Origin of the sequence: Luteitalea pratensis, assembly GCF_001618865.1 — a bacterium.
GTDB classification, from domain to species: Bacteria; Acidobacteriota; Vicinamibacteria; order Vicinamibacterales; family Vicinamibacteraceae; genus Luteitalea; species Luteitalea pratensis.
In genome coordinates this window covers 2,028,463-2,053,399 of sequence record NZ_CP015136.1, presented here as the reverse complement: position 1 = coordinate 2,053,399, position 24,937 = coordinate 2,028,463, and the positions used below count along the sequence as shown (strand labels likewise).

General features: G+C 65.4%; 18 protein-coding genes and 1 tRNA gene. 8 read left to right on the top strand and 11 right to left on the bottom strand.

Annotated features, from left to right (window positions below; all coding sequences use genetic code 11):
- Positions 1–6: 6 nt before the first annotated feature.
- A tRNA-Leu gene (locus tag LuPra_RS08425) sits at positions 7–78 on the top strand.
- Positions 79–243: 165 nt separating this feature from the next.
- On the opposite strand, the gene LuPra_RS08420 is transcribed toward LuPra_RS08425, so the two are convergent.
- Positions 244–423, bottom strand: coding sequence for a hypothetical protein (locus LuPra_RS08420; protein WP_110170338.1), 180 nt, complete (start codon positions 421–423; stop codon positions 244–246).
- Positions 424–741: 318 nt separating this feature from the next.
- On the opposite strand from LuPra_RS08420, the gene LuPra_RS08415 reads away from it, so the two are divergent.
- Complete coding sequence (locus tag LuPra_RS08415) at positions 742–1,752, top strand: sensor histidine kinase (RefSeq protein WP_157898899.1); 1,011 nt, start codon at positions 742–744, stop codon at positions 1,750–1,752.
- 242 nt (positions 1,753–1,994) lie between these two features.
- Positions 1,995–2,372 (top strand): VOC family protein, encoded by a 378-nt coding sequence (locus LuPra_RS08410; protein ID WP_110170336.1) that lies wholly within the window; start codon positions 1,995–1,997, stop codon positions 2,370–2,372.
- 163 nt (positions 2,373–2,535) lie between these two features.
- On the opposite strand, the gene LuPra_RS08405 is transcribed toward LuPra_RS08410, so the two are convergent.
- The 3 genes from LuPra_RS08405 to LuPra_RS08395 form a co-directional block, all read right to left on the bottom strand.
- Positions 2,536–4,623 carry a S46 family peptidase gene (locus LuPra_RS08405; RefSeq protein WP_110170335.1) on the bottom strand — a complete coding sequence of 696 codons (2,088 nt, stop codon included), beginning with the start codon at positions 4,621–4,623 and terminating at the stop codon, positions 2,536–2,538.
- A gap of 412 nt (positions 4,624–5,035) precedes the next feature.
- Complete coding sequence (locus LuPra_RS08400) at positions 5,036–8,008, bottom strand: protein kinase domain-containing protein (RefSeq protein ID WP_110170334.1); 2,973 nt, start codon at positions 8,006–8,008, stop codon at positions 5,036–5,038.
- Positions 8,005–8,640, bottom strand: coding sequence for a sigma-70 family RNA polymerase sigma factor (locus tag LuPra_RS08395; RefSeq protein ID WP_234800791.1), 636 nt, complete (start codon positions 8,638–8,640; stop codon positions 8,005–8,007). Before LuPra_RS08395 ends, LuPra_RS08400 begins: the two co-directional genes overlap by 4 nt.
- Positions 8,641–8,708: 68 nt before the next feature.
- On the opposite strand from LuPra_RS08395, the gene LuPra_RS08390 reads away from it, so the two are divergent.
- Together LuPra_RS08390 and LuPra_RS08385 are read left to right on the top strand one after the other, a co-directional pair.
- Positions 8,709–9,254, top strand: a complete 546-nt coding sequence (locus LuPra_RS08390; RefSeq protein WP_110170332.1) for a hypothetical protein — start codon at positions 8,709–8,711, stop codon at positions 9,252–9,254.
- An 84-nt stretch (positions 9,255–9,338) separates the two neighbouring features.
- Entirely contained in the window at positions 9,339–9,554 is a 216-nt protein-coding gene (locus LuPra_RS08385) for a hypothetical protein (RefSeq protein ID WP_110170331.1), read from the top strand.
- 12 nt (positions 9,555–9,566) lie between these two features.
- On the opposite strand, the gene LuPra_RS08380 is transcribed toward LuPra_RS08385, so the two are convergent.
- From LuPra_RS08380 to LuPra_RS31695, 5 genes are all read right to left on the bottom strand, one after another.
- Positions 9,567–10,040, bottom strand: coding sequence for a hypothetical protein (locus LuPra_RS08380; protein WP_234800790.1), 474 nt, complete (start codon positions 10,038–10,040; stop codon positions 9,567–9,569).
- Between the two features lie 195 nt (positions 10,041–10,235).
- Positions 10,236–13,670, bottom strand: a complete 3,435-nt coding sequence (locus LuPra_RS08375; RefSeq protein WP_110170330.1) for a TonB-dependent receptor — start codon at positions 13,668–13,670, stop codon at positions 10,236–10,238.
- A 102-nt stretch (positions 13,671–13,772) separates the two neighbouring features.
- Positions 13,773–15,461: a CRTAC1 family protein gene (locus LuPra_RS08370; protein ID WP_110170329.1), complete on the bottom strand. Its 1,689-nt coding sequence runs from the start codon at positions 15,459–15,461 to the stop codon at positions 13,773–13,775.
- A gap of 16 nt (positions 15,462–15,477) precedes the next feature.
- Positions 15,478–16,803 (bottom strand): tetratricopeptide repeat protein, encoded by a 1,326-nt coding sequence (locus tag LuPra_RS08365; RefSeq protein WP_162271331.1) that lies wholly within the window; start codon positions 16,801–16,803, stop codon positions 15,478–15,480.
- Positions 16,804–17,253: 450 nt separating this feature from the next.
- Positions 17,254–17,424 (bottom strand): hypothetical protein, encoded by a 171-nt coding sequence (locus LuPra_RS31695; protein WP_157898898.1) that lies wholly within the window; start codon positions 17,422–17,424, stop codon positions 17,254–17,256.
- Positions 17,425–17,671: 247 nt separating this feature from the next.
- Here LuPra_RS31695 and LuPra_RS08355 point away from each other — a divergent pair, with 247 nt between their 5' ends.
- Together LuPra_RS08355 and LuPra_RS08350 are read left to right on the top strand one after the other, a co-directional pair.
- Positions 17,672–18,379 (top strand): methyltransferase family protein, encoded by a 708-nt coding sequence (locus LuPra_RS08355; RefSeq protein ID WP_157898897.1) that lies wholly within the window; start codon positions 17,672–17,674, stop codon positions 18,377–18,379.
- Positions 18,380–18,871: 492 nt separating this feature from the next.
- Positions 18,872–19,420, top strand: a complete 549-nt coding sequence (locus LuPra_RS08350) for a hypothetical protein (RefSeq protein WP_110170326.1) — start codon at positions 18,872–18,874, stop codon at positions 19,418–19,420.
- A 234-nt stretch (positions 19,421–19,654) separates the two neighbouring features.
- Here the strand turns inward: LuPra_RS08350 and LuPra_RS08345 are convergent, their stop codons facing one another.
- Together LuPra_RS08345 and LuPra_RS08340 are read right to left on the bottom strand one after the other, a co-directional pair.
- Positions 19,655–21,010, bottom strand: a complete 1,356-nt coding sequence (locus tag LuPra_RS08345) for an alkaline phosphatase PhoX (protein ID WP_110170325.1) — start codon at positions 21,008–21,010, stop codon at positions 19,655–19,657.
- A 670-nt stretch (positions 21,011–21,680) separates the two neighbouring features.
- The gene (locus LuPra_RS08340; RefSeq protein WP_157898896.1) at positions 21,681–22,232 is read right to left on the bottom strand and encodes a hypothetical protein; all 552 of its coding nucleotides are present in this window, start codon (positions 22,230–22,232) and stop codon (positions 21,681–21,683) included.
- A gap of 171 nt (positions 22,233–22,403) precedes the next feature.
- Here LuPra_RS08340 and LuPra_RS08335 point away from each other — a divergent pair, with 171 nt between their 5' ends.
- Positions 22,404–24,851: an ATP-binding protein gene (locus LuPra_RS08335; RefSeq protein WP_110170323.1), complete on the top strand. Its 2,448-nt coding sequence runs from the start codon at positions 22,404–22,406 to the stop codon at positions 24,849–24,851.
- The last annotated feature ends 86 nt before the right edge of the window (positions 24,852–24,937 follow it).

Genomic DNA, 24,937 nt, shown 5'->3' with positions numbered 1-24,937 from the left:
CTTCGTGCGCCCGGTGGAGCCTGACACGGCGCGGCTCAAAGCCGGCCGTCGTAGGTTCGAATCCTACCGGGCGTACCAACCTAAGCCTATGAGTCACAAGCGTTTACAATGGCATGATCGAACAGCCGACGTTTAACCTGGCGCCGGCGACGATGCGGCCGTTGGGGGATGCTTGCCCGTCCTCTGGCCTGGGCTGCGCGTGCGGCGTCGATCTGCTCGGGTCCCGTGAAGCATTACGCGAAACTACTCGTCGGCCACCGCGAACGTGACGACTGCCGACGCCGCGGGTGCCGTGAGGCTGTCGCTGCATCGCGCGACCGTGGCCGCCACCGTCAGTATCACCACGACCCTGCTCCAGCGTCGCCCACGTCTCCAGCCGCCGTTGGTCCACATCGACTCTTGCCACGTGTCCGTGAGTCCCATCACGCACCCCTGTCGGACGAACGGTCGCGATCGCGTTGTGCGTTCTTGGCGGTACCGATCGCGGCGACTTCCGCGCCTAGGCGGCCACTTTCACGCCTTCTGATCGGTCCAGAATGCGTCTCAGTTCCGATTTCCGTTGTGCAATTGAGAACATCGCTGCCCGCCAACTTCCTCTAGCCTGCAGTCTTCTCCCCGCGGATTGCTTGATCCGGGAACCGGCAAGCTGAAAGGAGTTCCGTGATGCTCCACGAATTTCTCACACTCAACCGGGACTCGCTCATTGACCTGACCTGTCTCGCAGCGGCCAGGAGGCCGGACATGGCCGTCCGCGTGGATGCGCTGTGGAACGGTGTTCCGCTCTTTCTGACCCAACTCTCGGAGACGCTGCGATTGGAGATGACGGCTGAGCCATTTTCGTCCGTCGCGATCCAGGAGAGCGCGACGAAGCACGGCGCAGACCTGTGGGCACTCGGGTTCACCATCAGTGAAGTGGTCCATGTGTACGGCGACATCTGCCAGGCTGTCACGCAACTCGCGGAAAGGCAGTTCGCGCCGATCACGGTCCAGGAATTCCGAGTCCTCAATCGATCCCTCGATGCCGCCATTGCGAACGCGGTGACCGAGTATTCGCGAATCACGGCGGACCGTACATCGCGGGCCGAAACGGAACGCCTCGGGCAACTGGCGCACGAACTGCGGAATCATGCCCACACGGCGTTGCTATCGTTCGCTGTGCTCAAGGGTGGTGCGGTCGCCGTCAATGGAAGTACCGCGACGGTTCTCGGCCGCAGTTTGATGAGCCTACGTGGGTTGATCGACAGCACGATCTCTGAAGTGCGACTCGCCGCGCCGGTGAAGGCGAGAGAGCGAACCGTCCTTCGAGATTTCCTGACGGACGTCATCGCCAGTGCGAGCCTTCTCGCGGAGCATCACGGGGCGACGCTCGCCATGGAGTCCGTCGATTCCGCGCTGGCGATCGACGCCGATCCCCAACTGCTCGCATCGGCATTGATGAACCTGTTGCAGAATGCGTTCAAGTTCTCGCGGCCCGGTGGTCACGTCGTTGTGCGAGCACGCGCGGCCGATTTCCGCGTGACGATCGAGATCGAGGATGAGTGCGGCGGCATTGTCGAGGACGATATTCTCTTTCGTGCATTCTCGAAACGGCACGGGCAGGACCGTTCGGGTCTCGGCCTGGGTCTATCGATTGCGCGACACGCCGTCCAAGCACACGGCGGCGATATTCAGGTCCGCAATCTTCCCGGTAAGGGTTGTGTGTTTGCAGTCGATCTGCCTGTTGCCGAATGCCCTACCGCTGCGCTCGCGTAGGTCGTCCACCTTTTCCGCATCCCGCGCCGGATGCCCGTACCGTCCGGCACTGAGCGCCTGGCTTGCTGCTGCTCGGATGGTTCTCGCCGGAACCCCAACGGCGTCGGTGGTGTGCTTACCGGTACGTTGCGTCAGTGTGCCTACGCTGAACCCGCCCCAGGCAGGCCTGCGTGTGGTTCATCGCACGTCGTCCACGACCATCAGGTTGCTGTTCATGTTCTGCACCACCGGAGGACACCACCATGGCGATCATTGGCGCGCATGCCCTGCTGTACACGTCTGATCCGAACGCCCTTCGTGCCATGCTTCGCGACGCCTTCGGGTTCAAGCATGTGGATGCGGGGGAGGGTTGGCTGATCTTTGCGTTACCGCCCGCAGAGCTCGGTGTGCATCCTGCAGACGGTCCGACGTTCGAATCCGGTGTGCGCCATCAGCTCACGTTCATGTGCGACGACATTCACGCGACGATTCGCGATCTTCGGTCGAAGGGCGTCAAGGTGAACGGTGAACCAAAAGACCAAGGCTTCGGCATCACCGTCATGCTGGGTCTGCCGGGCGGCGTCGAGGTGATGCTGTACGAACCGCATCACGCAACAGCCCTCGAAGGCGCCTCGCGCTGACGAAGGCGACAATCGTTGCCAGGAATCCACCGAGGGGGCACCACATGAATCGGCCGCTTGCAATCGCTGGCACCATCCGCCATCGGCATTCGTCCCTATGACGATGGTGTAGTGCGACACCTCGACCGTGCCCCCGATGTTCTGCGCGGCGAAGCCCTGACTCTCATCGTCCACCACCAGAGGCGCGACTCGAGACGCTGGTCACGCCAAGTTCGTCCAGGAGTTCACGTGCTGTGTACACGACCCTGAGTGCCTCGGCGACGGCGGCTGCATGAACGTTGATGGCACGCGCCTCAGGATTGGCGTAGGCGTAGTTCCACCCGAGCATGTGGACATTCCCGTCGAAGGCGATGCCAACCCAGTGGCCGCTCCGATCGATCACGGGGCTCCCGGAGTTGCCGCCGATCATGTCCGTCGTACTCACGAAATTGAAGGGCGTGGCCTTGTCGAGCTGCGACGCCACGCGGCGCCACGACTCTGGCAGGGCGAACGCTCCCACCTGACCTTGCATGTCGGCTCGCTCGAAGATTCCGCCCAGTCTCGTCGTCCACGGTGCTGGGTCGGCTGCCGTGTTCCCCTTCACTGTTCCATACGCGAGACGGAGGGTGAATGTGGCATCGGGATACACCGCGGCGCCGTCCCGCTCGAACCGGCGTCGCGCGATCGCGGCGTACGCCTGCCGCAGTGGTTCCTGCACGCCGCTCTCGTACTCGTGACGCAGCTGCCGTGCCCGCGCATCCACGAGGCGCGCCACGGCGATCATGGGATCCGTGTCAGCTTCGCGCGTGGTTGCACCCTCGAGCAGCGCACGGCGCCGCGCCGGATCAGCCAACCGTGTGGTTGACACCAGTTGCATTGCGCGAGCGTGTGGCGAATTACCGTCGAGCACCGATAGGAGCAGCGGATCCTGGGGCATCCGCTCCATCCAGTAGGACAGCGAGTCTGCCAACGTGACGACGTCGAGGCCGGGATGCACGGGCACATCGGCAAGCAGCTCGTGCCGCAGCGACTCGAGATTCGAATCGCGGAACTCACGCAGGCGCTCACCGTTCGGCTTGCCGACTTCGTCGGTGTAGCGCGCGAGGGTGCGCGCCATCCGGAACAGCTCGGAATGGAAGGCTTGTCCATTGGCCAGCAGTCGGCGTTCCGGGCTCATGGCGCGGTCGCGCTCGACGGCTCGCTCGATCATCTGCCACGGGTCCACGGGGCCAGCGGGACCGCCAGGCGCGTTGGCGCGCAGTGCGTCCTCGTCCCGTCGCTTCGCCGCGAGCAGGATCGGATCCTGGAGCGCGCGTAGGTACCCCGCCATCGCCTTGCGGGAATTCTCGAACTGCTTCAGCTGGTCATCGGCGTGCCGGGCGTGCTCAGGTGACCGGCGGGCGTATGCCCCGATCACGAGTTCCCGTCGGCGGAGCACGTTGAGCATGTCCGGCAAGTGGACGTCGCGCTCCAGGAGCAGATGCGCGACGCTGTTCATGCGCTGTGTCGACCCAGGGTGTCCCGCGAGGAACACGAGGTCGCCTTCCTTGACGCCACCAGCATCGAACTGCAGGAAGTGCTCTGTGTGCACGGGGCGACCGTCCTGGTACGCACGGAAGAACGAGATATCCAGGTTGTAACGCGGGAACTCGAAGTTGTCGGTGTCACCGCCAAAAAACGCCACGCTCTCCTCTGGGGCGAACACCAGTCGGACGTCCGTATACTTCTTGTACCGGTACAGGTGGTACTCGCCCCCCTGGTACAGCGTGACCACATCGCTGCGAAGCCGCGTCGCCTCGGTGGATGCCTTTTCGACCGCAGCGATGGCTGCGAGACGCGCGCTGTTCGCGGCCGCCGGCGTCATCTCGGGAGTCACGGCTTGCGCGATGCGTGCCGTGACGTCCTCGATCGACACAAGCACGTTGATCTCGAGCCCAGGACAGGCGAGTTCGTCCTTGGCCGTCCTGGCCAGGAACCCGTTCTGGAGCAGGTTGCGTGTCGGAGTACTGAGCACCCCGATGCAGTCGCGCCCGACGTGGTGATTAGTGGCAATCAGCCCATTGGCCGATACGAACGCGGCCGATCCACCGTTGTTGAAGCGCACGGCGGCTTGCTGTACGTGTGCCAACCAGTCGTCGGTGACGTCAAAGCCGTACTGAGCCTTGATTTGCGCCCGCGGCACCCTGTTGGGCAGCCACATGCCTTCTTCCGCCAGCAGCGGCACGAGAAATCCGACCATGACCGCCGACGCCAACACAATACGCGCGCGCATGTATCCTCCCTGGAACGGCGATGAATTCTCCCTGTAGGGTATTCGGCGGCGTCGTGGGTTCCTCGGTTTGCGACGTAGACGCGTGTGCGATCAGCGATGGCGACTACGCCGAAAGGCACGCTGCCGACATGAACGTCCGCTACTTCGACGCCGAGTAGAGACCGCCATCGCAGGAGTGCGCGCAAGGCACGGGCGCGCCGAACACGCATTACTCGCGTGCCCACCGGAGCTCAGCCCGTGGGTGTTGCAGCGGCTATTTATCTCTACAGTGCGCCGACGTTACCACGAACAACCAGTCCGTCTCAACCGCCTGGTGCCCTACGTTCCGACCTATGGTTGCCGCACGCCGCGAAGCGCTGGACCATCGTCGACGATGACGCTCAGGATTGAATCGGTCCGAAGATCGCTGTGGTTATCGGACGTCATCCACGACCATCAGGTTGCTGTTCATGTTCTGCTCCACCGAGTACATGAACCATTGCTGGTCGGGACTGAGCGCCACGCCGTACCACCAGCGCCTGTCGCCGAGGCCTGCCAGCCTGGTGCGCGTCAGGGAGCCGAACTCGAGATATTCCAAGGCCGCGTCGTAGATCGACTCGCCCGTCGACACGAAGTAGAGGCCGCGGTCGCCCACGGCGAAGTTGACGGAGTAACTGAGCCCCTCGACGACAAGTGCTTCAGGTCCTCCAGCCACGGGCATGCGCCAGATGCTGGTCGGCGATTGCGCGGCCCGGGCGTAGTACAGGAACCCATCGGCGGCCTCGCTCGCGGCAATGCCGCCGTTCCTGGTCCACTGGACGGCCGGACCGCCGTTGGACGGCAGGCGCCACACCTCCGATCGTCCCGTGCTCGCCGAACCCGCATAGATCCACTTCCCGTCGCGCGACCACCTCGCCTCGACGTACTCGCGCCCGTCGGTCGTCAGGCGCTGCACTGTGCCCGGCCCAAGATCCAGCACGTACAAGGCATTCGGTCCGTCGCGACGGGAGTTGAACAGGATGCGCTCGTCGTCGATGGGAGACCACTGCGGGTTCGCACAATACGGCCCGCCGAGGAACGTCACCTGGCGGAGGTTCGTGCCATCAGCGTTCGACACCCACAGTTCCGGGTTCCCGGTCCTCGTCGATTTGAACACGATGCGCCTGCCGTCGCGCGAATAGGCCGGGGCGTATTCGTCGTACGTCGATGCGGCCACGACGGACACGATGGGAGGGCTCGCAGGCTCGGCCAGGCTCACGCGTTCGAGATTGGTGTCCCTGTATTCCTCCACGTAGACCAACCGGCCTCCCCGGCTCAGGCTCAGGCTGGTGGCTTGTGTGCCAAACGGGAGCACCGTCGCGGAACCCAGTGGTGCCAACCGATCCGATCGCAAGGGGAGTCGCTGCAGGCGTGACTGTCCCATATATGCGCCGGACGAGAAGACCAATGCAGCATCATCACCCGCCCACGCGAGGTCATAAACCAGCGACGCCGTCGCGACCTGCGCAGGACTGCCAATCGGCGCGAACGCTGGCGAGAGTGCGAGCACGTGAATCGCGTGGGCGCCCACTCCTGCGGGCCGAATGAACGCCAGATGACGCCCGTCGGATGCAAACACCGGGTTGAAGTCGCTGGTGAACCCGTCGTGCGGCGCGGTGGTCAGGCGGCGTCTCTCGCGTCCGTCCTTTGACAGCAACCAGATCCCGCGACGTTCGGCGGGCACGTCGACACCGATAGCAATCCAGTGACCGTCCGGCGTCCAGCTCAGTCGAGAGATGATTCCGAGGGACTGCAGCCTGACCGTGTCGACGCGTCGCTCCGCCGCATGTCCAAGCGCCGGCACGACCATGACGTCGACCGTCGCGTCGCTGTGCGGCATCCACCGCAGGAACGCGATCTCCTTGCCATCCGGAGACCATGCTGGAGAATCGTCCCGCGTGCGATTGTCGGTGAGTTGGATGGGCTCGCCCGGCCCCACCAGCTTGACGTAGATGTCCTGGTCGCCCTGCGTCGAACCGCTCCAGGAAAACGCCACCTGGCTGCCATCTGGCGACAGGCTCGGCGCCGATTCGGTGCCCGCATACGCGGTCAGCCGCGTAGCCTGGAGCGGTTCGTCGCGGCGCGGCTCAGCGGGCCGCTGGCCGACGACCGCATACGCGACGATGGCAAGTCCGCACGCGCCGAGTACAACACCGGCCCACAATCGGTGGCGGCGCGCTGCGCCACCGCGTGACGACTGGTCGCCACGCGCCTGATCCGAGGTTGCAATGGTCCGCGCGCTGCCGTCCGGGTCGTGCAGCACGTCATCGATCTCGATGCGCACGCCGGCGGCGTCGTGCAAGCGCTCATGCCTGTTCTTGCGCAGGCAGCGTCGCAGCAGCACGCGGATGGACGGCGGTGTATCGTCGGGGAGCCGGTCCCACGCCGGGTCTCGCCGCAGCACGTTCGCCAACGTGTCGGCGGCGGACGCGCCGTCGAAAGCACGCGCGCCGGTGAGCATCTCGTAGAGCACGCAGCCAAACGCCCAGATGTCACTGCCCTTGTCGACAGCCCCACCCCGGGCCTGCTCCGGCGACATGTAGGCGGCCGTGCCGACGATGACGCCGACCTCGGTGGCGATCGGCAGCGTCGTCATGGTCGGTGCTGCGGCCGAGGCGGCAGAGGACGAAGCCGAACCGACATCGTCCAACCACGCCTTGGCGAGCCCGAAGTCGAGGACCTTCACCGTCCCGTCGTCACGGATCATGATGTTGGCGGGCTTGAGATCCCGGTGAACGATGCCGCGCGCGTGCGCCGCCTCGAGCGCCTCGGCGATCTGCCGCGCAATCCGTAATGCCTCTTCCACGCGAATCGGCCCGCGCGTGACGTGCTGCGCCAGGTTCTGCCCCTCCACCAGTTCCATGATCAGGGCCCTGACACCGCCGTATTCCTCGAACCCGTGCACCTGGGCGATGTGCGGATGGTTGAGCGCGCCGAGCGTCCGCGCCTCGCGGGTGAAGCGTGCCAGCCGGTCACGATCGGCCGCGAGCGAGTCCGGCAGGATCTTCAGTGCCACATCGCGACGGAGATTCGTGTCGCGCGCGCGATAGACCTCCCCCATCGCGCCTGCCCCCAGCGGGCCTACGACCACATACGGACCGAGTTGGACGCCGGAAGGCAGGGTCGCCGTATGGCTCCCGCCTCTCCCGGCGACCGCCTGCCCGCGTGACGCGTCAGACTCGTCGCGGCCGGCGGCGGCCAGCAGGGCGTCGGCATCCTCGTGTGCAGCCAGGAGCGAGGCCACTTCGCGCAGGATCTCGTCGTCGCTGCTCTGGGCGCGCAGGAAGGCGGCACGCTCGTCCGGCGCGTGTTCCAGCGCGGTGTGGAACAGGGCCCGAATCTGCTCCCAGTTCGACGGGCTGATCATCCGGTCTCACCACGAAGCTCGCGGAACAACCAGGCTCTCGCCAGCGCCCAGTCCCGCTTCACGGTGATCGGCGCCACGCCGAGGACGGTCGCAATCTCGTCGCCCGTCAGTCCTCCGAAGAAGCGCAGCTCCACCAGGCGGCTCTGTCGTCGATCGATGGCGGCCAGTCGCACCAGCGCGGCATCCAGCGCGATCACGTCCAAGTCCTCGGGGTCGACCCCGACGTCGATGTCCAGAAGTGGCACGCGATGGCCTGCTCCCCGCTTGACCGCGCCGTGGGCGCGAGCGTGATCCACGAGAAGGCGCCGCATCACGTGCGCCGCGATGGCAAAGAAGTGCGCCCGATTGTGCCACGGCACGCGGCGCTGAACGATCAGCCGCAGGTACGCCTCGTGCACGAGCGCCGTCGGCGCCAATGAATGGTCGGGACGCTCCCGCCTCAGGTAGCCCCGCGCCAGTCCACGCAACTCCGCATAGACCGCTTCAATCAAGCGGTCGTTGGCCTCCCCGTCGCCGTTGCTCCAGGCGACGAGCAGGCCCGTCACATCCGGCGGCTGGGTCATCGCCTCCTGCAGATACCCCGTTATACCGCAGTCGCCCGCACCGACTGGCCCCATGAGACCAGGCGGCACGCGTCTCCGCGTTTCCGATGCCCCCTCGCGCCGACCGCTCTCGGCGCCAGGCCAGCGGGAGGTTGGAGATGCGTGCTCGCCGTCACCTGACACTGATTCGCAGCTGGATCGTCGGCGCCTGCCTGGTCGCCGCCTGCCCGCCCGCCCGCGCCGCCGCGCACTCATACGACCCGTCCCAGCCAGCGGCAACCGAGGAGGCCCCTGCCTCGGCATGGCCATGCCGCCTGGTCATCACCAAGGCACTGCGGCCGAGCGTGCAGCTGGCCTGGGCGCGATCGGCAACGTTCCGGTCCCAGTGCGCCCGTCTCGCCCAGGCAGGCACGACCGTGTTCGTGCACCTGGTCGCCTCTGTACAGATCCTTCGACAGGCGCAGTCGGTGATCGGAGTCACCGAGGACGGCGCCACGGTCGCGCGCGTGCTCGTGCGGTCGAGCGCTGACACCGTGGAGGCCATCGCGCACGAGTTCGAGCACGTCCTGGAATATCTCGAGGGCGTGGATCACCGCCGCTCGGGAACCATGATGTCCCACGATGCGTATGAGACCGACCGTGCCATGGACGCGGGGACGCGTGTCGCTCGCGAGGTTCGCGATAGCTGGCGCACGCAGCGCTGATCGGACGGCCGCGTCCAAAGCCACCTCGGTAGTCAGCAGAATTCTCCGCAGCTGAGGTCGACTGGGTCTGCGACACACGGCTCTTTGGGCAAGTGGATTTCGAGCGCGCTCGAGCTGCAAGGCGTAGCCGTTGTCAGCCAATTGTCAGTCGTCGGCATTCACTTACCGGTAGCGGTTCCCGTTGCCTTCGCCAGGGCCGCGCTGGTGCTCGCGCTGGGCGCGATTATCGCGAGTTGGATTACGGCTCATGCCGCGACCAGGGTCAATCCGCCCGAGGCCATGCAGGCCGACAGTCAGTAGCAGCCGGACGGGTCATGGCCTGGGCAGCCTCGGCGGCCGTGTACCTCGAAGGGCGGCCCCAGACACAGGGATGTAGTCAAGTTCCTGCCCCGCGCGCACGGCTCGCAGCAGGACACCGCCTCGGCTCATATCACCTCGACCAACGAACGTCGACGGAAACACGAGCCGGCTGCCGAGCACGTCGATGAGCGGCTGCGTGTACTTGGGCGACGCGATGCTGCCGAGCAGCACCACGTCGCCTGGCCAGTCGCGCGACAGTCGCACGACATCCCGCCGAAGCGGCTCGAGGTAGCGCGGCTCGCCGGCATCGATCGGCACGCTCGCGAGCTGTTCGAACTCTCGCGCGCGCACCGGCGTGGATGGTGCCAACAGCCCCAGGCATGGCGTGATGACGAAGCTGCGACCCGGCGCGAAACAGTCCGCGTACGCGAGCTTCCCGCGAAAGTACAGCGCGCTGATGAACGCGTAGACTTCGCCGAGGGGCACGCCCTCGCCAGATCGGAGACGCGCCGCCAGCGGAACGTTTGGAGAGGTACGGAGGAGTCGTCCGCGCGGCCCCGCTGCATTGGCTGGCGAGAGCAGGAATATGCGAGACGCGTCATCGCTCGACTCACAAGCGTGTGGCGTTCGTCGTCGACAACCGAACTCGCCCGTCCGTGAATGCATGCCCTGGCAGCGTGCCTAGAAGACGAGGCGGAAACCCAGCCGGAACTGCCGCTCGTCGATGCCTTCCCGCGCGAGGTCCTGCACGCCCGTGATCGTCATGAAGTCCTCGCCGTCGCCGATGTCGTTGTCGGGGATCCCGAGGTGCGGCGTGTTGGTGAAGTTGAACGCCTCCATGCGGAACTGCAGCTTGACGTTCGAGGTGAGGGAGAACTCCCGCGTCAGCCCGAAGTCCCAGTTGAAGGCACCAGGCGCGCGCATGTAGTTGTGGGCGGTGTTGCCGAACCGCGCTTCGTTCACCTCGGCCCAAGACGACGGATCGTAGTACGGCGTGCCGCTGCCCACCCCGCCGAGCTTGACGACGGGCTTCACCTGGTCGGCCGTCTGCGTACTGCCCGGCAGGTTCAGCGACGTGCCGTCCGCCAGGACAGTGAACGGCGGGCCGCTGAGGATGCTGATCATGTTGTTCACCTGCCACCCGCCAACGATGTACGAGAGCACGCCGCCATCGCTCAGCCACCGTCTGTCGCGACCGAACGGGAGCTCCCACACGCTGGTGATGCCCACGTTGTGGGTGCGGTCGGTGCTCGTGAGCGCGTAGTTGCGACTGAGGTACTGCACCGCCTGAACGGCCGGCTGGAACGAGCTGTTCTCGTTGTCGCTCTTGGCCCTCGCCAGGGTGTAGTTCATGCTCAGGCTGAGGCCGTCGGCGAACCGCCGGTGCAGCTGCGCCTGCATCGAGTGGTACTGGCCCGATCCCACGGGCCGCAGGAACACGGTGGACGCCGTCCGGCCGTACAGTTGCTGCAGGGACCGACCGTCCTCACCGGCGCCGATGATCTGGCCGGCATTGATGTCGACCAGTCCGAGCTGTCGGGTCGAATGCGTGCCCACATACCCGATCTGGCCCGTGAACTTCCCCGGCAGCTCCCGCTGGACGGTGAAGTTCCACGACTGGATGTACCCGCGGTCGAGCTCCTCGGGGTAGCCGGCCCACGCATAGTCGCTCGGAATGTCGATGACGCCATTGCCCGGGTCCGGCACCACAAACCCGGGAATCCCCCCGGCCAGCGTTGCCGCTGGCGTCAGACCATCCGGCGATTCGCGCTTGAGCTGCGTCAGGATCGGGTAGTTCGCCCGAACGATCTCGATCCCATAGTACGGATCGTTGGTCAGGCCGTAACCCGCGCGCACGACCCACGTGTCGCCGATGCGATAGGCCATGCCCACGCGGGGGGCGAAGAGCGTCTTGCTCGCCTTGATGCCGCAATCGGTGGGCACGCTGCCGATCCCGCAGAGCAGCACCTGGTTGGTGTTGACGTCGTACCGCTCGATGCCGCGGTCGGGTCGGGTCGGAAGCGGGAAGTACTCCCAGCGCGTGCCGTAGTCGAGTGTGAGGTTGTCGCCGATGGTCCACCGATCGCGCACGTAGAAGCTGAACGGGTGTGCCCGCACGCTGTACTCGTCCGGCACCTGCAGTGTCCTGCCGGACCGGCTGGCCAGGCCGAGCACGAACGCTGCCGCGCTGTTGGACCGGGAGCCGGCGGACGTCACCTGGCAGTTACCCGTCGCCGGATCGACGACCTCGCACCGCTCCGTGATACCGCGGTCGAACCCGAAGCCGCCCTGCGCGCCGAACCCGCCGGTGATGAACTCCGCCTGCGCATGGTTCAACCCCATTTGATAGAAGTCGGCGCCGAACCGGAGGTTGTGCGTCTGCTTGACCCAGTTGAAGTTCACGACGTACTGCGACTGCGGATCGTGCCGGTAGTACGGCATGAAGTTCTCGTTCACACCGACCGTGGCGAAGTCCTCGAACTCGAACGTGGGCCAGCCGCTCTCGAAGAGGCGCGAGCCGTTGGTGCCCGGAATGCCCAGGACGTCGCTCCCGATGTTCGTGCCGAGGCCCGGCTGCTCCGACGCCGTCCCCTGTTTGGCCCATCCAAAATGCGCGTCCATCAGGAACGTCGGGGTGAAAATGTACGTGCCCATCACGGTGGTCCGGTACGTGTTGCCGTGACCATGACCCGGGTTGCTGCTGCCGCCAATGGGCTGCCCGATCGCCTCATCACCGAACACGGTGGGCACCGACGTCTTGAAATGGAGGACACCGAAGGTACCGGCCAGGTTGAACTTGGAATTCACGTTGTAGTCGACCCTCGTGTCCACCTGTCGGCGCTCGGACTGGAACGGGGCCTGCGCGAAGTAGTTGCGGCTCGCCCGATCGATGTTGTTGGCGGGAATGTGGCTCGCGATCTGCTTGGCGATCGGGTCCATCCGCGCCGCCGGAATGATGTTGAGACAGTTCGGGTTGGTTGCGGTGTTGCACAACCCGTAGTTCGCGTCGCCCGGCAACACCCGGAACTGCGTCCGCCCGGTGCCGTCCGCATTCCCGGAGAGCGGATCGTAGATCGGCGAGTCTGACCCCGAAAAGTCGCCCCGAAGCATTGCCTGTGTCGGCACCGTCACCGTCGTGTCGACGACCCGGTGGTCCCTCGTCCCCTCATAGCTGACGAAGAAGAAAGCCTTGTTCTCCTTGATGCGGCCACCGATGGTCCCGCCGTACTGGTTATAGCTGACCTCCGGCTTCTTGCCGGTGTTCAATGCAGCGTCGCCGAACCGCATCGGCCAGGCCTTGAGGTCCTGGTTGGTGAAGTACTCGAAGCCGGATCCGTGGAAAGCGTTGCTGCCGCTCTTGGTCCGCACGTTGATCGCGGCTCCGCCGGCCAGCCCCTGCTCGGCGCCCATGCTGCTGGTGACGACATTGACCTCCTCGATCGCCTCGAGCGTCGGCACGTACGAGGAGACGTGGGGCAGCTGGACGTTGTAGGTGCTGACGCCGTCGATGCGCGTGTTGTTCTGGTCGTCGCTCGTGCCGTTGACCGTGAATTCGAGGGATCGCGACGGATTGCTCGGGATCGAGTGCGAGTTGGCGGGGGGCGCAAAGCCTGGCAGCATTCTGTACATCTGCTGGTAGTTGCGGCCCAGCGGCACCGGCGCATTCACCAGCTCCTCCGCGACCAGGCTCTCGTGCACCTCGGCCGTGTCGGTCTGGAGCCTCGGGCGCTCTGCCGAGACGCTCACGGTTTCGCCCATCGAGCCGATCTCGAGCGTGACGTCCACCCGCGTGACGGCGTTGATGGTGACGGTGACTTCCTTCTGCTCGAAGCCCTTGAAGCCCTGCTGGCTGGCCTTCAGGCCGTACACGCCAGAGGGCAGGTTCGAGAAGGTGAAGTGCCCCCCAGCATCGGTCACCGCCTCGCGGGAGAGGCCCTGGTCGGTGTTGGTGATGATCAGGGTTACACCAGGAAGCGCGCCGCCGGTCGCGTCCTTGACGTCGCCCACGACCGATCCGTAAAGCACCTGAGCTGCGCTGTCTCGCGGGACGAGCACAATCAGCAGCACTCCCAGGCATAGTGACGAGAAGGCCCGACTGGGTGTTCTTGCGATCATGGAAACCTTCCTGTCGGAGGGCTGAACGCGAAACGATCCTGTGGGAGGTTGCAGTATACGCCCACGCACGTTGGTCGCTGCGTGGAACAGAGAGCGACCCGGCTATCGCGATCTGCCCGTGCCTTGCCGAAGGACAACGACGCGGTCGGGTTTGACGTTGTCCCACGTTTCGCTGGAGCCGTCGGGCCACTGCACCACGAGGCCCCGCACGTCGGAACGCTCCCCGAGGCCGAAGTGAACCCGCACATCACTGGCGCTGAGATAGCTCGAGTCGGTATGCACCCTGCGCCACCGCGGCGCCGCGCCGTCCCGCAGTAGCGCAACACGTGCGCCGATGCCGGAAAGATTGCTCTTCGTGCCGACCAGGCTCACTTCGAGCCAGTGCTGCCGGGCCCCGACATCGTTGTGAAGGAGGCGCACGGCGCCGTTGTTGTTGGTCACGAGGACATCGACAGCCCCGTCGTTGTCGATGTCTCCGATCGCCACGCCACGGCCGACATCGATGCGCCGGAACGCGGGGCCCGCATCGTTGCTCACGTCGGAGAACCGTTGCGGGCCTTCATTATGAAACAGCAGGTTGCTCTGACCGTAAGGGTATGGTTGGGCTCGTAGCGATTCGACGATGGTGACGGCGCCGTTGGCGATGAACAGATCCAGCCGCCCGTCGTTGTCGTAGTCGAACCAGCTCGTCCCGAATCCGGTGAAGCCGAAGGTCGGCGTTGCCAGGCCATTGCGCGACGTCACGTCTTCGAACAGGTCCTTGCGGTTCCCGCGGAAAAGCGTGGCGCCTTCACGAGTGAGATTGGTTACCAACAACGTGAGGGTGCCATCATCGTCGACTTCCTCTGCGGTGACACCCATTCCGGCCTTCGCGCGGCCGTCAGCGTTGTACGCGACACCGGATTGCAGGGCTGCCTCGCGGAACGTGCCTGCTCCCTGGTTCAGCCACAGCCGGTTGGCTGCCGTGTCGTTCGCGACAAAGATGTCCGTGCGCCCGTCCCCGTTGAAGTCCGCACACAGGACACCGAGCGCCGGTCCGTAAGAGGATCCGATTCCCGAGGACTCGGTGACGTCGACGAATGTGCCGGTGCCCGTGTTGTGAAACAACCGTGAAGGGACGGGGGTGTAGGCCATCGGCGTGCAGTAGTCCGGCTCGCCGGTTGGCGCATGGCAATGCTTGTTGCCCTGGACCGTGAAGTCCACATAGTTGCCGACGAAGAGATCCAGGAAGCCATCGCTGTCGTAATCCAGGAACGCCGCGCTGGTGCTCCACCGGGCATCATCCACTCCGGCCTTGCCGGTGACGTCGGCGAATGTGCCATCGCCGTTGTTGTGGTACAGGACGTTGCGCCCGACGTTTGTCACGTACAAATCGAGAAACCCGTCGTTGTCGTAGTCACCGGTCGCTGCCCCCATGCCGTAGCCGATGTGACCTACGCCCGCGCTCTCGGTCACATCGACGAAGTGCAGCGTCCCGGTGGGTGACAGCAGGTTCCGGAAGAGCCGGTTGCCTGGCTTGAAGCCGACGGGCGGCGGGAAGAGCGGTTGCTTGCCGGGATCGAGCGCGGTGCCCTGGATCACGTAGACATCGAGGTCGCCATCGTTGTCGTAGTCAAGGAGCGCCGCTCCTGCGCCCATGATCTCGGGCATGAAATGGTCGCCTGTCGCTCCAGTGACGTGCTGGAACGTCAGGCCCACGTCTGCGGCCATGTCGCGGAACGGCGGAGCGGGTGCCGCCGCCATGCTGACCGCAACCACCGCGAACGCCAGTGAGACGTGGTGCCTGTTCATCGCGTGTCGGCAGTCGTCACCGCTGTGCCAGAGCCGGGAAGTCCCTCTCGATGCTGGCCAGCAACTCGGCCTGACCGCGAGCCGCTGCCTGCTCCCGGGCGGTGCGGGCGTACCTCAGTGCTTCTGCGCTGTTCCCGGCCCGTGCGTACGTGGCTGCCAGTGCATAGAGGTAGCGGGGAGTGCTCTCGTCCTCCGGCGTCAGCGTCTTCAGGAAGTGCGTGATGGCTTCGTCGTATTCCGCCTGGTTGGCCCGAAGGCGACCCAGGTGAAAATGGGCGGCCCGATCATTCGGCCGATTCGCGACGGCGTCCTCGAAGTGCCGCACGGCGTCGTTCAATCGGCCCTGGTGCTCGGCCAGCACACCGAGATTGACGTGCGCGTCGGCGTAGTACGGATTGATCTCGAGAGCTGCGCGAAACGCTGCCTCTGCCTCCTGAGGTCGACGCTGTTTGAGCAGGAGCACGCCGTAGTTGTAGTGAAGATCGGCCTGATTGCGATCGATATCGAGCGCAGCCCGGTAGTGCTCGACCGCCGATTCGTACTGACCCAAACGGCCATGGAGCGCGATGAGGTTGATGTGCGCCTGCACGGCCCTGGCGTCTACGCGCAGGGCTTCCTGCTGTTCCTGAATCGCCTCGTCGATCCTGCCGGCGCGTTCGAGATCCGCGCCGCGACGAATGTGAGCCACCGGGCCCATGTTGAGTCGGGCGACTGCGCCCCGCAATGGGTCGTCCAGCGGTGGGACCGACGTTCTGTTCTGCTCGTACAAGCGGAACTGCTGCCGATACCGTTCGTCGTCGCCCAGCGTGCGATAGACCAGCGCGAGCGCGTAATGAGCAGCGCCATAGTCGGGAAACAACTCGACGGCCCTCAGGTACGCGGCGGCGGCGGCCGTGACATCGCCCCGAGCCGCAGACACCCGACCCGCACCATACTGGGCGTCGGCGTTCTCGGGATGCGCTGCGCTGACCGCTCGATAGACCTCGCCACTCTCTTGCCATTTGCCGATGGCGAGCAGACTCGCGGCGAGCCTCAACTGGGCGGGCACGTATCCCGGGTGCATGCGCAAGGCGGCGGCCAACGTCAGGGCTGCGTCCTCGTGACGTCCCTGGGCCGCCTGCACCCACCCAAGGTAGAAACGCCACCGAAACGACTGGGAATCGAGTTGCTGAGCCCGCCGATAGCAGAGGGCGGCGGCATCGTACTGCTCGTAGGCGTCCAGGGCCATGCCCAACGCCCCGGCCGCCTCGGGATCTGCGGGCCGCGCCTCGGCCGCTGCATAAGCCTGCTGAAGCTGCTCCCGAATGGCCGGCAGAAAATTGCCCATCTCCAGCCGGGGCAATGAGTCCCCACCTGTTGGCTGGAGGCGCGCGTCTGCAGGTGGAGCGAGCGCCAGGCCTATCACAACCAACGCAGCCAGCACCACCCGCACGACGGCTCGTCGGCGTGTTCCTGCGATCATGTCCCCCACCGAGGTTAAACGCGGAATGGAAACCTATCGCGACGGCTGACTATGACCTCCTTCGGCGTGCGCCAGCGGCGCCGCCGAATCAGGACCTGCGCGGCGTGGTGTCGGCGTTCTGCTCGGCGGTCGCGTCGTTATACAACGGTTGCCCTGCCAGGACGACTGTGCGGCCATGATACACGCCACCGAGTGCAGGTAGCCGTTGTCCACGATGGTGTTGGTGCAGGTGTTCCGAGCGCGCAAAAGGCAGTGGCGATCGATCGCGTGCGCGGGCGCACCCGCACCTGTCAGACGAGAGATTCGTGAGCGAGAATCTCGACCGATGGCTCAGGTGATGTCCTGGAGCGCGTCAGCGTGGGAGCAGGCCCACACGTCGCCGCCCGACACGTTGACTGCACCGGTCCCACGCCGTCGGCTCGAGACCTTCAGCATCGGCGCCGTGTTGGTGCCAGAGCGGCAGGCGATGCGGACGCCATCGGGCGACCACACTGGCAGCACATCGTGATCGCGGGACGTCGTGACCCGGACCCGCGTGCCTCGAACGAGGTCGTAGATCCAGATGGGAGGACCGGTGCCGTTTACCTCACGGAACTGCTCACTGGGCGGCTGGTTGTCGTGTACTGAGCGGACGACACGTTCAGCCTGGCATGGATGAGCCGCGGCGTGGGTGGCTTGACTTGTTGATTGATAAAAATTATAATTTTGATTATTCAAAATCCACTGTCCTAACAGGGAGTCACGAGCAATGGCCTCCGCCGCCTCTACAGTCCCGTCCGTCCCGTCCGCTTACCAGACCGAGGGCAAGAAACTCGGCCGCTGGATCTTCTTCAGCCTGCTCGCCGCCGCCATCCCCATGGCTATCGCCGGGGAGGTTCGCTCGGGCTACTTGTGGGCGCTCGCAGCCGGCTGCTCGGTCGTGGCGCTCTTTGCCGTCCACACCGTCAGCCCCGAGCTTGCGCGCGAGCGCTATCACCCGCCGAACCCCGGGCTCGATGGCGCGACGCTACGTTGGGTCCGTCTGATTGCGTTCGCGACGATCGTGTTCGCGCTCCTCGATAGCGGGCGATGGCACGTGTCGGCGCCCATGCCCGCCGCGTGGCGCGTTGTCGGGCTCATCACCTTCTTCACCGGGACCGCGATGTTCGTGTACGCGATGTCGGTGAACCGGTTCTTCTCGTCGGTGGTGCGCATCCAGGACGAACGCGGTCATCACGTCATCGACAGCGGTCCGTATGCGCGCGTGCGGCATCCCGGCTACGTCGGCATGTTGCTCTTCGTGGCGACGTTGCCGCTGGCGCTCGGGTCGTGGTGGGCGTTTGTGCCTGGCAGCGTGGTCGTGGCCTTCGGGTTCCGGCGCGTCGTGGTCGAAGATCGGTTCCTTGCGGGACACCTGCCCGGCTATCGCGAGTACACCGCGCGCGTCCGCTATCGGCTGCTTCCCGGCATCTGGTAGCGGCGCACACCGACGCCGCGACGCAACAAATGTGTGGCGAGCCGATTCAGGACCAGACGCGGCAGTGCGTCAAAAACGTTGAGCCGGTTCCCACCAATCCGCCCGCCGGCGAGGGTTCGGTTCTCCCGATCCCTTTGAAGGGCATGAAGATCGCGGTGTCTGCGATCGCCGAGGCCTGAGAGGAGCGATCGAGCGTCGAGGCACGGCATCGCGGCACCCTTTGTCACGCGGGCCTCGTCATAGTCCACACCAGGCGAGGGGCCGGCTCAGGGCACATACCGAGACGCTCTTGGTAGCCGGCACGTTGCGTCGCTGGCTAGGTCGGGACGTCAGTCAGCCAGCGGACGTATACCTCCGACAACCCAGACGAAGAGAGTACATGCGACGAGGGCGCGAAGCGTGCCCGCGCGGAGTTGTCCGTCGATCGGAAGCCAATGAAGTGAGGCGCGTGCGATAGCAGACCCAGCACATTCGAAGCCTGAGAGGAACATCATGACTCGACCAGCAGCACGACGTCGTCGAACCCGCGGCACGCACGTGGTACGTGCGCTCGTAGCGGTCGTTCTCGGTTATTGCCTCACGTTCGCGTGGTCGATGACCATCGTGGACGCAGACGCCGTCCCGACCGACGCCGAGGTCCAGTTCGCGCGGCGAAGCGCCGATCTCATGCAGAGTACGATTTTCGCTGCACTCCTCCAGGAGTTCGCCGAAACCACTCCCGGCAACGTCGAGGAAGGCAAGCACTCGATCTCGCTGATCTTCGACGACCGGAACGAGAGCATGCGGCTCGTCGGCGAGCAGGAGCCACTGCGGGCCAATGACATGCCTCGCGATCCGTTCGAAGTGACCGCGCTCGAGGCCGCGATGCAGGGGCAGGGCTACACCGCCGTGGAGAAGGTGCAGGGGCGATGGGCATATCGCCGATCGGTGCCGCTCAGCAACTTCCATCCGGCGTGCAGCATGTGCCACGCGAATTTTGGGCCCGTCAATGCCAGTCAATTGGTCGGCGCGTTGATGCTGCGCGTGCCTGTCGGGAACTGACGGCAAGGCAGCGCCGCTGTCGCGACGGCACGACGAGGAAGGTCGTGCCGTCCTGCCGACCCGGCTGCGACGCGGCGCAGGGATGGGTCTTCGCCAATACCTTGCCGACCGCCGAGATCACCGCCCATCAACGTCACGTTGGTCGCCACGGTGCCGGCGCCCGGCCATCTCCGCTCGACGCGATCGTCAAGGGACGTCGTCGCGCACGTCGAAGGCGTCGAGCGGGGATTGGCCTCAGTTGATCGTTCCCCAGCGGTCGGTCCAGATCGCAAGCACTGCGCCGGGCGTGTAGATGTTCGCAAACAGCGTCTGGCCATCCGGGCTGAAACACGCACCGGCCCATTCGCTGCCGGTCTGCCCGGGATAGAGATTCTCGGCCAGACGGTATACCTGGTTGCCGCTGCGGCGAAGGAGGTGCAGATACTCCGCGCCGCCACCATCCTCGCAGATGATCAGGTTGTTGTTGAGTCGCGAGATGCAGATGTTGTCGGGGGCGGCCATCGCCGCTTCGTCTGTGGATTCGAAGATCAGCTCGAGCTCCTGTACGTCGTTGTTCTTCAGGTGCAGTTCGAAGATCTGGCCGAGCCCTGCATCGCCGCCGTTGGTGGAGGCAAAGAACACGCTGTTCCTGCTGTACACCGCGCCCTCGCCGCGCACGAACGTCGCGCCACCCCGGGCCAGGCCCTGCTTATACGTGTAGAGCGCATCGGCGCGATAGGCTGCCTCGTTGCTCGGGTCATCGATGTCGACCCACGTCACGGGAAGCGTGGCGCCGACCTGCTGGCCAGTGCGCGTGTCGTAGCCGACCCCTGGCTCGGTGAAGCCGGCGATCGCGAGCATCTGGACGCGACCGGTGCCCGCCAGGTTGCCGGGCGTGTCGGGGATGAATCGGAACGTGCCACACGGGGTGCGATCGGACGTGATGTAGACGATCCCGGTCTCGGGGTCCACGACTGCGGCTTCCGGATAGTGCAGGCCCAGATGGACGAGCGGCTCCACCGCTGTCTCTCCTGCTGCGAACGCGGGGACTTCGAAGATGTATCCGTGTTGCTGGTTGAGCGTGGCGGAGGGTCCGAGATTGCTCTCTTCGCAGGTGAGCCATGTCCCCCAGGGCGTGATCCCTCCTGCGCAGTTCCGCACCGTTCCGCTGGAGCTCACGAACGCATCGGTCAGCAGGCGCGTCACCGGATCGACCGTCAGCGAGACCGTGCCGCCCTGGGCCTTCGAATCGTACGGGAGCGCACCGAGGGGAGGACTGCCTGCGCCCCGCTCGGTGTTGCACACGAGACGCACGGCGCCGTGATGGTCGAAAGCTCCCATTCCGTCCGCGTTCTGTGGGAAGAGCCGGCCGTCCGACATCATGGCGTCGCGGCGAATCAGAAGGTTGTACTTGAACCCCCGGGGCAACGCCAGGAGCACCTCGCCCGTGTTCTGGGATGGCGTCGGGACGAGCGGACCGAAGCCCGGGATATTGCCTCCGAATTGCGGCACTGTGGCACGGGCGTGCCGGGGAACGAGAAGGTCGAGACCGGCGAGACTGCCGCCGGCAAGCGCAGAACTCTTGAGGAATGAGCGACGGTTGTACATCATGGTGCACCCCCCTGAAAGACTGGTCGTGTTCGGTTGTGGACTGGGCCGGTGCTCAGCAGAATCGGGGTGGAGCCCGCCCGTGCGTCGTCACAGTGAACAGCGGGGCTGCTTGGGCAAACTTCCAGAGGCGATGGCGTCGCGCCGAGCGTCGCCGTCGAATTGCGTTGGCTGCCAACCTGACCGCCATGATCTGAAACGGCAGAGTCGTCATCTCGCCGGCCATCGGCTAACGCGTGTGAGGCCGGTACTCTAACCGATCCGCGGTGCAATGTTGGAAGCAATCTCTTGAGATGCGGGTTGCTGTGGGCAGTCGTCCAGGGCGCTCAGAGGACCGGCTCATGTGGCCCGGGCCCATGAGGATCGCGACGTTCGCGCCAGCATCATGGACAGTGGTGGCCGCTGGATTGTCGACATCAACAATCACGAGCGTGTCATTGCTGACGATGTGTGCCAGCGGCGATGACCCTGGGGGACACAGATATCGCTTTACGCTCACGAGCACGGTCGCGCCGCAGATCGACAATCTCGCGCGGAGGCAACTGGAGGCCGCTCGAGGCCACCTCCAGTGTCAGTCGTGTGTCAGTTTGAGCTCGCCGGCGGTCGTCGGCCCACTCTGCATTGGTCACCGCCACGGCAATGGCAGGCCCGCCGCGACGTTCAGACGCGAGCGTCAGTGGCTGGTCAACGCTCCCTCGATCGAGCCGGCCGTGAACGGGTCGGCAAAATCAACCGAGCGAGTGACGACGAATGAGCCGCGGGCGTCGACGAAGCGACCCGTGCCACCCGTGACGGTGTGGGTTTCGACGACGGTGTACGCTGTCGGCGAACTGGCCGGGGTGGCCGTTCCCTCAGCCGTGCTCGTCAATGTGTCCCCGTTAGCCGCGGTGAATGTTGCTGTTCCGACGCCACGCAAGGTTGCCAGGTTGACACGTTGCGAGTATTCAACGGTGAAGCGGCCGAGATGCGTGGCATTGCCGCCGGCAAGGAGGTGCGCTGAAAAGAATGTCGACGGCGGCGGCTCGAACTGTGGAGGGTCCGAGACGCCTTCGAGCGTCCCCTTGAACGGCACCACGGATACCGATGCCGCCGAGCCATTGCTATCTCCACTTGCCGATGCGACTTCAGCGGATCTCCCGACGAGAGAGGGGCTCGTTGGTGTCGCGCCCGTGTTGCAGCCGACAGATAGCGCAATCAAGACCAGACCGGTGACTGGCGAACGCATGGCACGCTCCTCTTCCGCGAGGGCTGACGCTTCAGCGCGTCATCCTGTTGACGGAAGTCTGGAGCGAGCAGGCGGTCGCGCGCCATTGCCGGCGTCTGAAATTTCCCTGAAATCTTCTCAACCCCGCAAGTGGCCTCTTTGCCATCATTTGTGGCACGCTTGGCGACCGCGATGGATGACGGACCGCTGTTCCGCTTCGGCGAGTTCGAGTGCGACACGGTGGCCTACGAACTCCGGCGCCGGGGACGGCGCAGGGCCCTGGCGCGCCAGCCGATGGAAGTGCTGCTCCTGCTGCTGGAACGCTCCGGTGCACTGGTCTCCCGAGACGACATCGCAAGGCGGCTGTGGCCCGACTCGGTGTTCGTGGACGTGGATGCGGGCATCCACTCGGCCATTCTGAGAGTGCGCCGGGTGCTCGGCGACAGGCCGGAATCACCGAAGTTCGTCGCCACAGTGCCCGGGAAGGGCTATCGCTTCATCGCACCGGTCTGGCGTATTGCCGCCACCACACCCGAACCAGGCACCCCGCCACCGGCTCTGCGGCGTGCGTTCGCCTCGCGTCGCCGGGCTCTGCCAGCCGAGCTGACGAGTTTCGTCGGCCGCGCGCAGGTACTCGAAGTTCTTCGTCAACATCTGGCCGCAACTCGATTCGTCTCGCTCGTGGGCACGGGAGGGGTCGGCAAGACACGGCTGGCCATCCGCCTGGCGGCTGGATGCGTCGAGACGTTTCGCGATGGTGTGTCCCTGGTCGATCTCGCAGCGGTCCGCGACGCGCAGCTGATTCCGGAGGCCATCGCGGCGCGGCTGGGGGTTCGCGAAGGTGCGCGCCGCTCCGCGCGCGACGCGATCCTCGCGTACCTGGGCACTCGCGAACTCCTGCTCGTGCTCGACACCTGCGAGCATCTGCTCGATGGTTGTGCGTCACTCACCGAGGAGCTCCTCAGCGCGGCCCCTGGCCTGCGGGTGATCGCCACGTCACGGGAGGCCCTGCGAGCGCGAGGGGAGGTGGTGTTCCAGGTGCCGCCGCTCTCATTGCCACCGACTTCGGCGGTCCTCTCCCAGACGTGTTTGCATGCCTACGAGTCCACGCAACTCTTCGTCGATCGTGCACGAGCCGTGGACGTTCGCAGCGAGCAGCAGCGCGCCCTGGATCCCGCATCGGTCGGACGTATCTGTCATCGCCTGGACGGTGTACCACTCGCTATCGAACTGGCAGCGTCGCAAGTCGGCGTACTGACGACGGAGCAGATCGAAAGGAAGCTGGAGGATCGGTTCGGCCTGTTGAGTGGGAGCCGGACCGTGGTGCCCCGGCAACGAACCCTCGAAGCGACCGTGGACTGGAGCTACGAACTGCTGTCCGAACAGGAGCGCCGCGTGTTCTCCCGTCTCGCCGTGTTCCCGTCTTCGTGGACCATCGAAGCCGCCGCGCGCGTGTGCGTAGGAAGTGACAGCTCGGACGACACGCTCGATCTGCTCTCGCGGCTCGTCAAGAAGTCCTTGATCACGATCGTCGATGGCCCGGGCGAGCAACGCAGGTATCGCTTTCTGGAAACGGTGCACCACTACGCGCGACAACGGCTGCGGCAATCGGAGGAGGGCGACGTCCTACGCGATCGCCATTTCGAGTTCTTCTACACCGCATTTCGCGATGGCCTCCGCCTGTTGAGTGGTCCCGGCGAGATCGACGGCCTGAGGCGACTGCAGGCGGACCACGACAACATTCGTGCGGCGTTGGAGTGGGGGCTTTCGTCCCCGGCGCAGGTCAGCAAGGGCGTCGAGCTGGCGACGGCATTGATCTGGTTCTGGGTGAAGCGCGGGCTGTTCGAGGAAGGCAGGCGCTGGCTCGAACGCGCGCTCGCCCTGGCAGGCCCCGGAGTCCTGCGGGCGCGCGCCTTGGTGGGCCGCGAACACATGCACTACTGGCAGGGCCGTGACATCGACTCGAGCGCGATGGACGAGGCGCTGGCCCTGGGACACGAGCACCACGATCCGTGGTCGACATCGTTTGCCCTCTTCGCCCGTGCGCTCGTCGACTTTGAGTGCGGTCAATACGACAATGCCACGGCGCGGGCTCTGGCTGCGCGCGCGGCTGACGCAGCCGGTGAGGCAGGGCCGAATCGCGCGGCCCTGCTCGTGTTGGGCAACGTTTCGCTGGTCAGGGGTGACCCGACGCGCGCGCTGCAATTCTTCGACGAGTCGATCGCACTCCTACGGCAGTTTGCCGAACCCTGGGGACTCAGCATCCTGCTCACGCTCGCGGCGGGCCTCCGACTGCAACGCGAAGCGTTCGACGAGGCACAGGCGCAGGCAGCCGAGGCACTGTCGCTCTGTGAGGCGCTCGATGACCCGCGCGGGATCGCGTACGGGCTCGACATCTACGCGAGCTTGCTCGCCGCGCGTGGCGATGCCGCAACTGCAGCGCGCCTGTGGGGAGCCGCGGATGGCGTCCTCGCGACCGTGGGTGGCTCGTTCGTGCCCACGACGCGGTGGATTCGTGCGCACTATCTGGAATCCGTGGTTGCGGCGCTCGGTGACGAATACGAATCCCTCACCGCCGAGGGACGAGCCACGCCTATCGACGACGCGATCGCACTCGCGCGTGCGTGCGTCCGATGCTGAAGCGCTTGCAACGACTGCCAATGCAGCGCCGAATACTTGGTGCTCGTTGTATCGGCTGAGCTCGACTGACAAATTGACTGCCGACC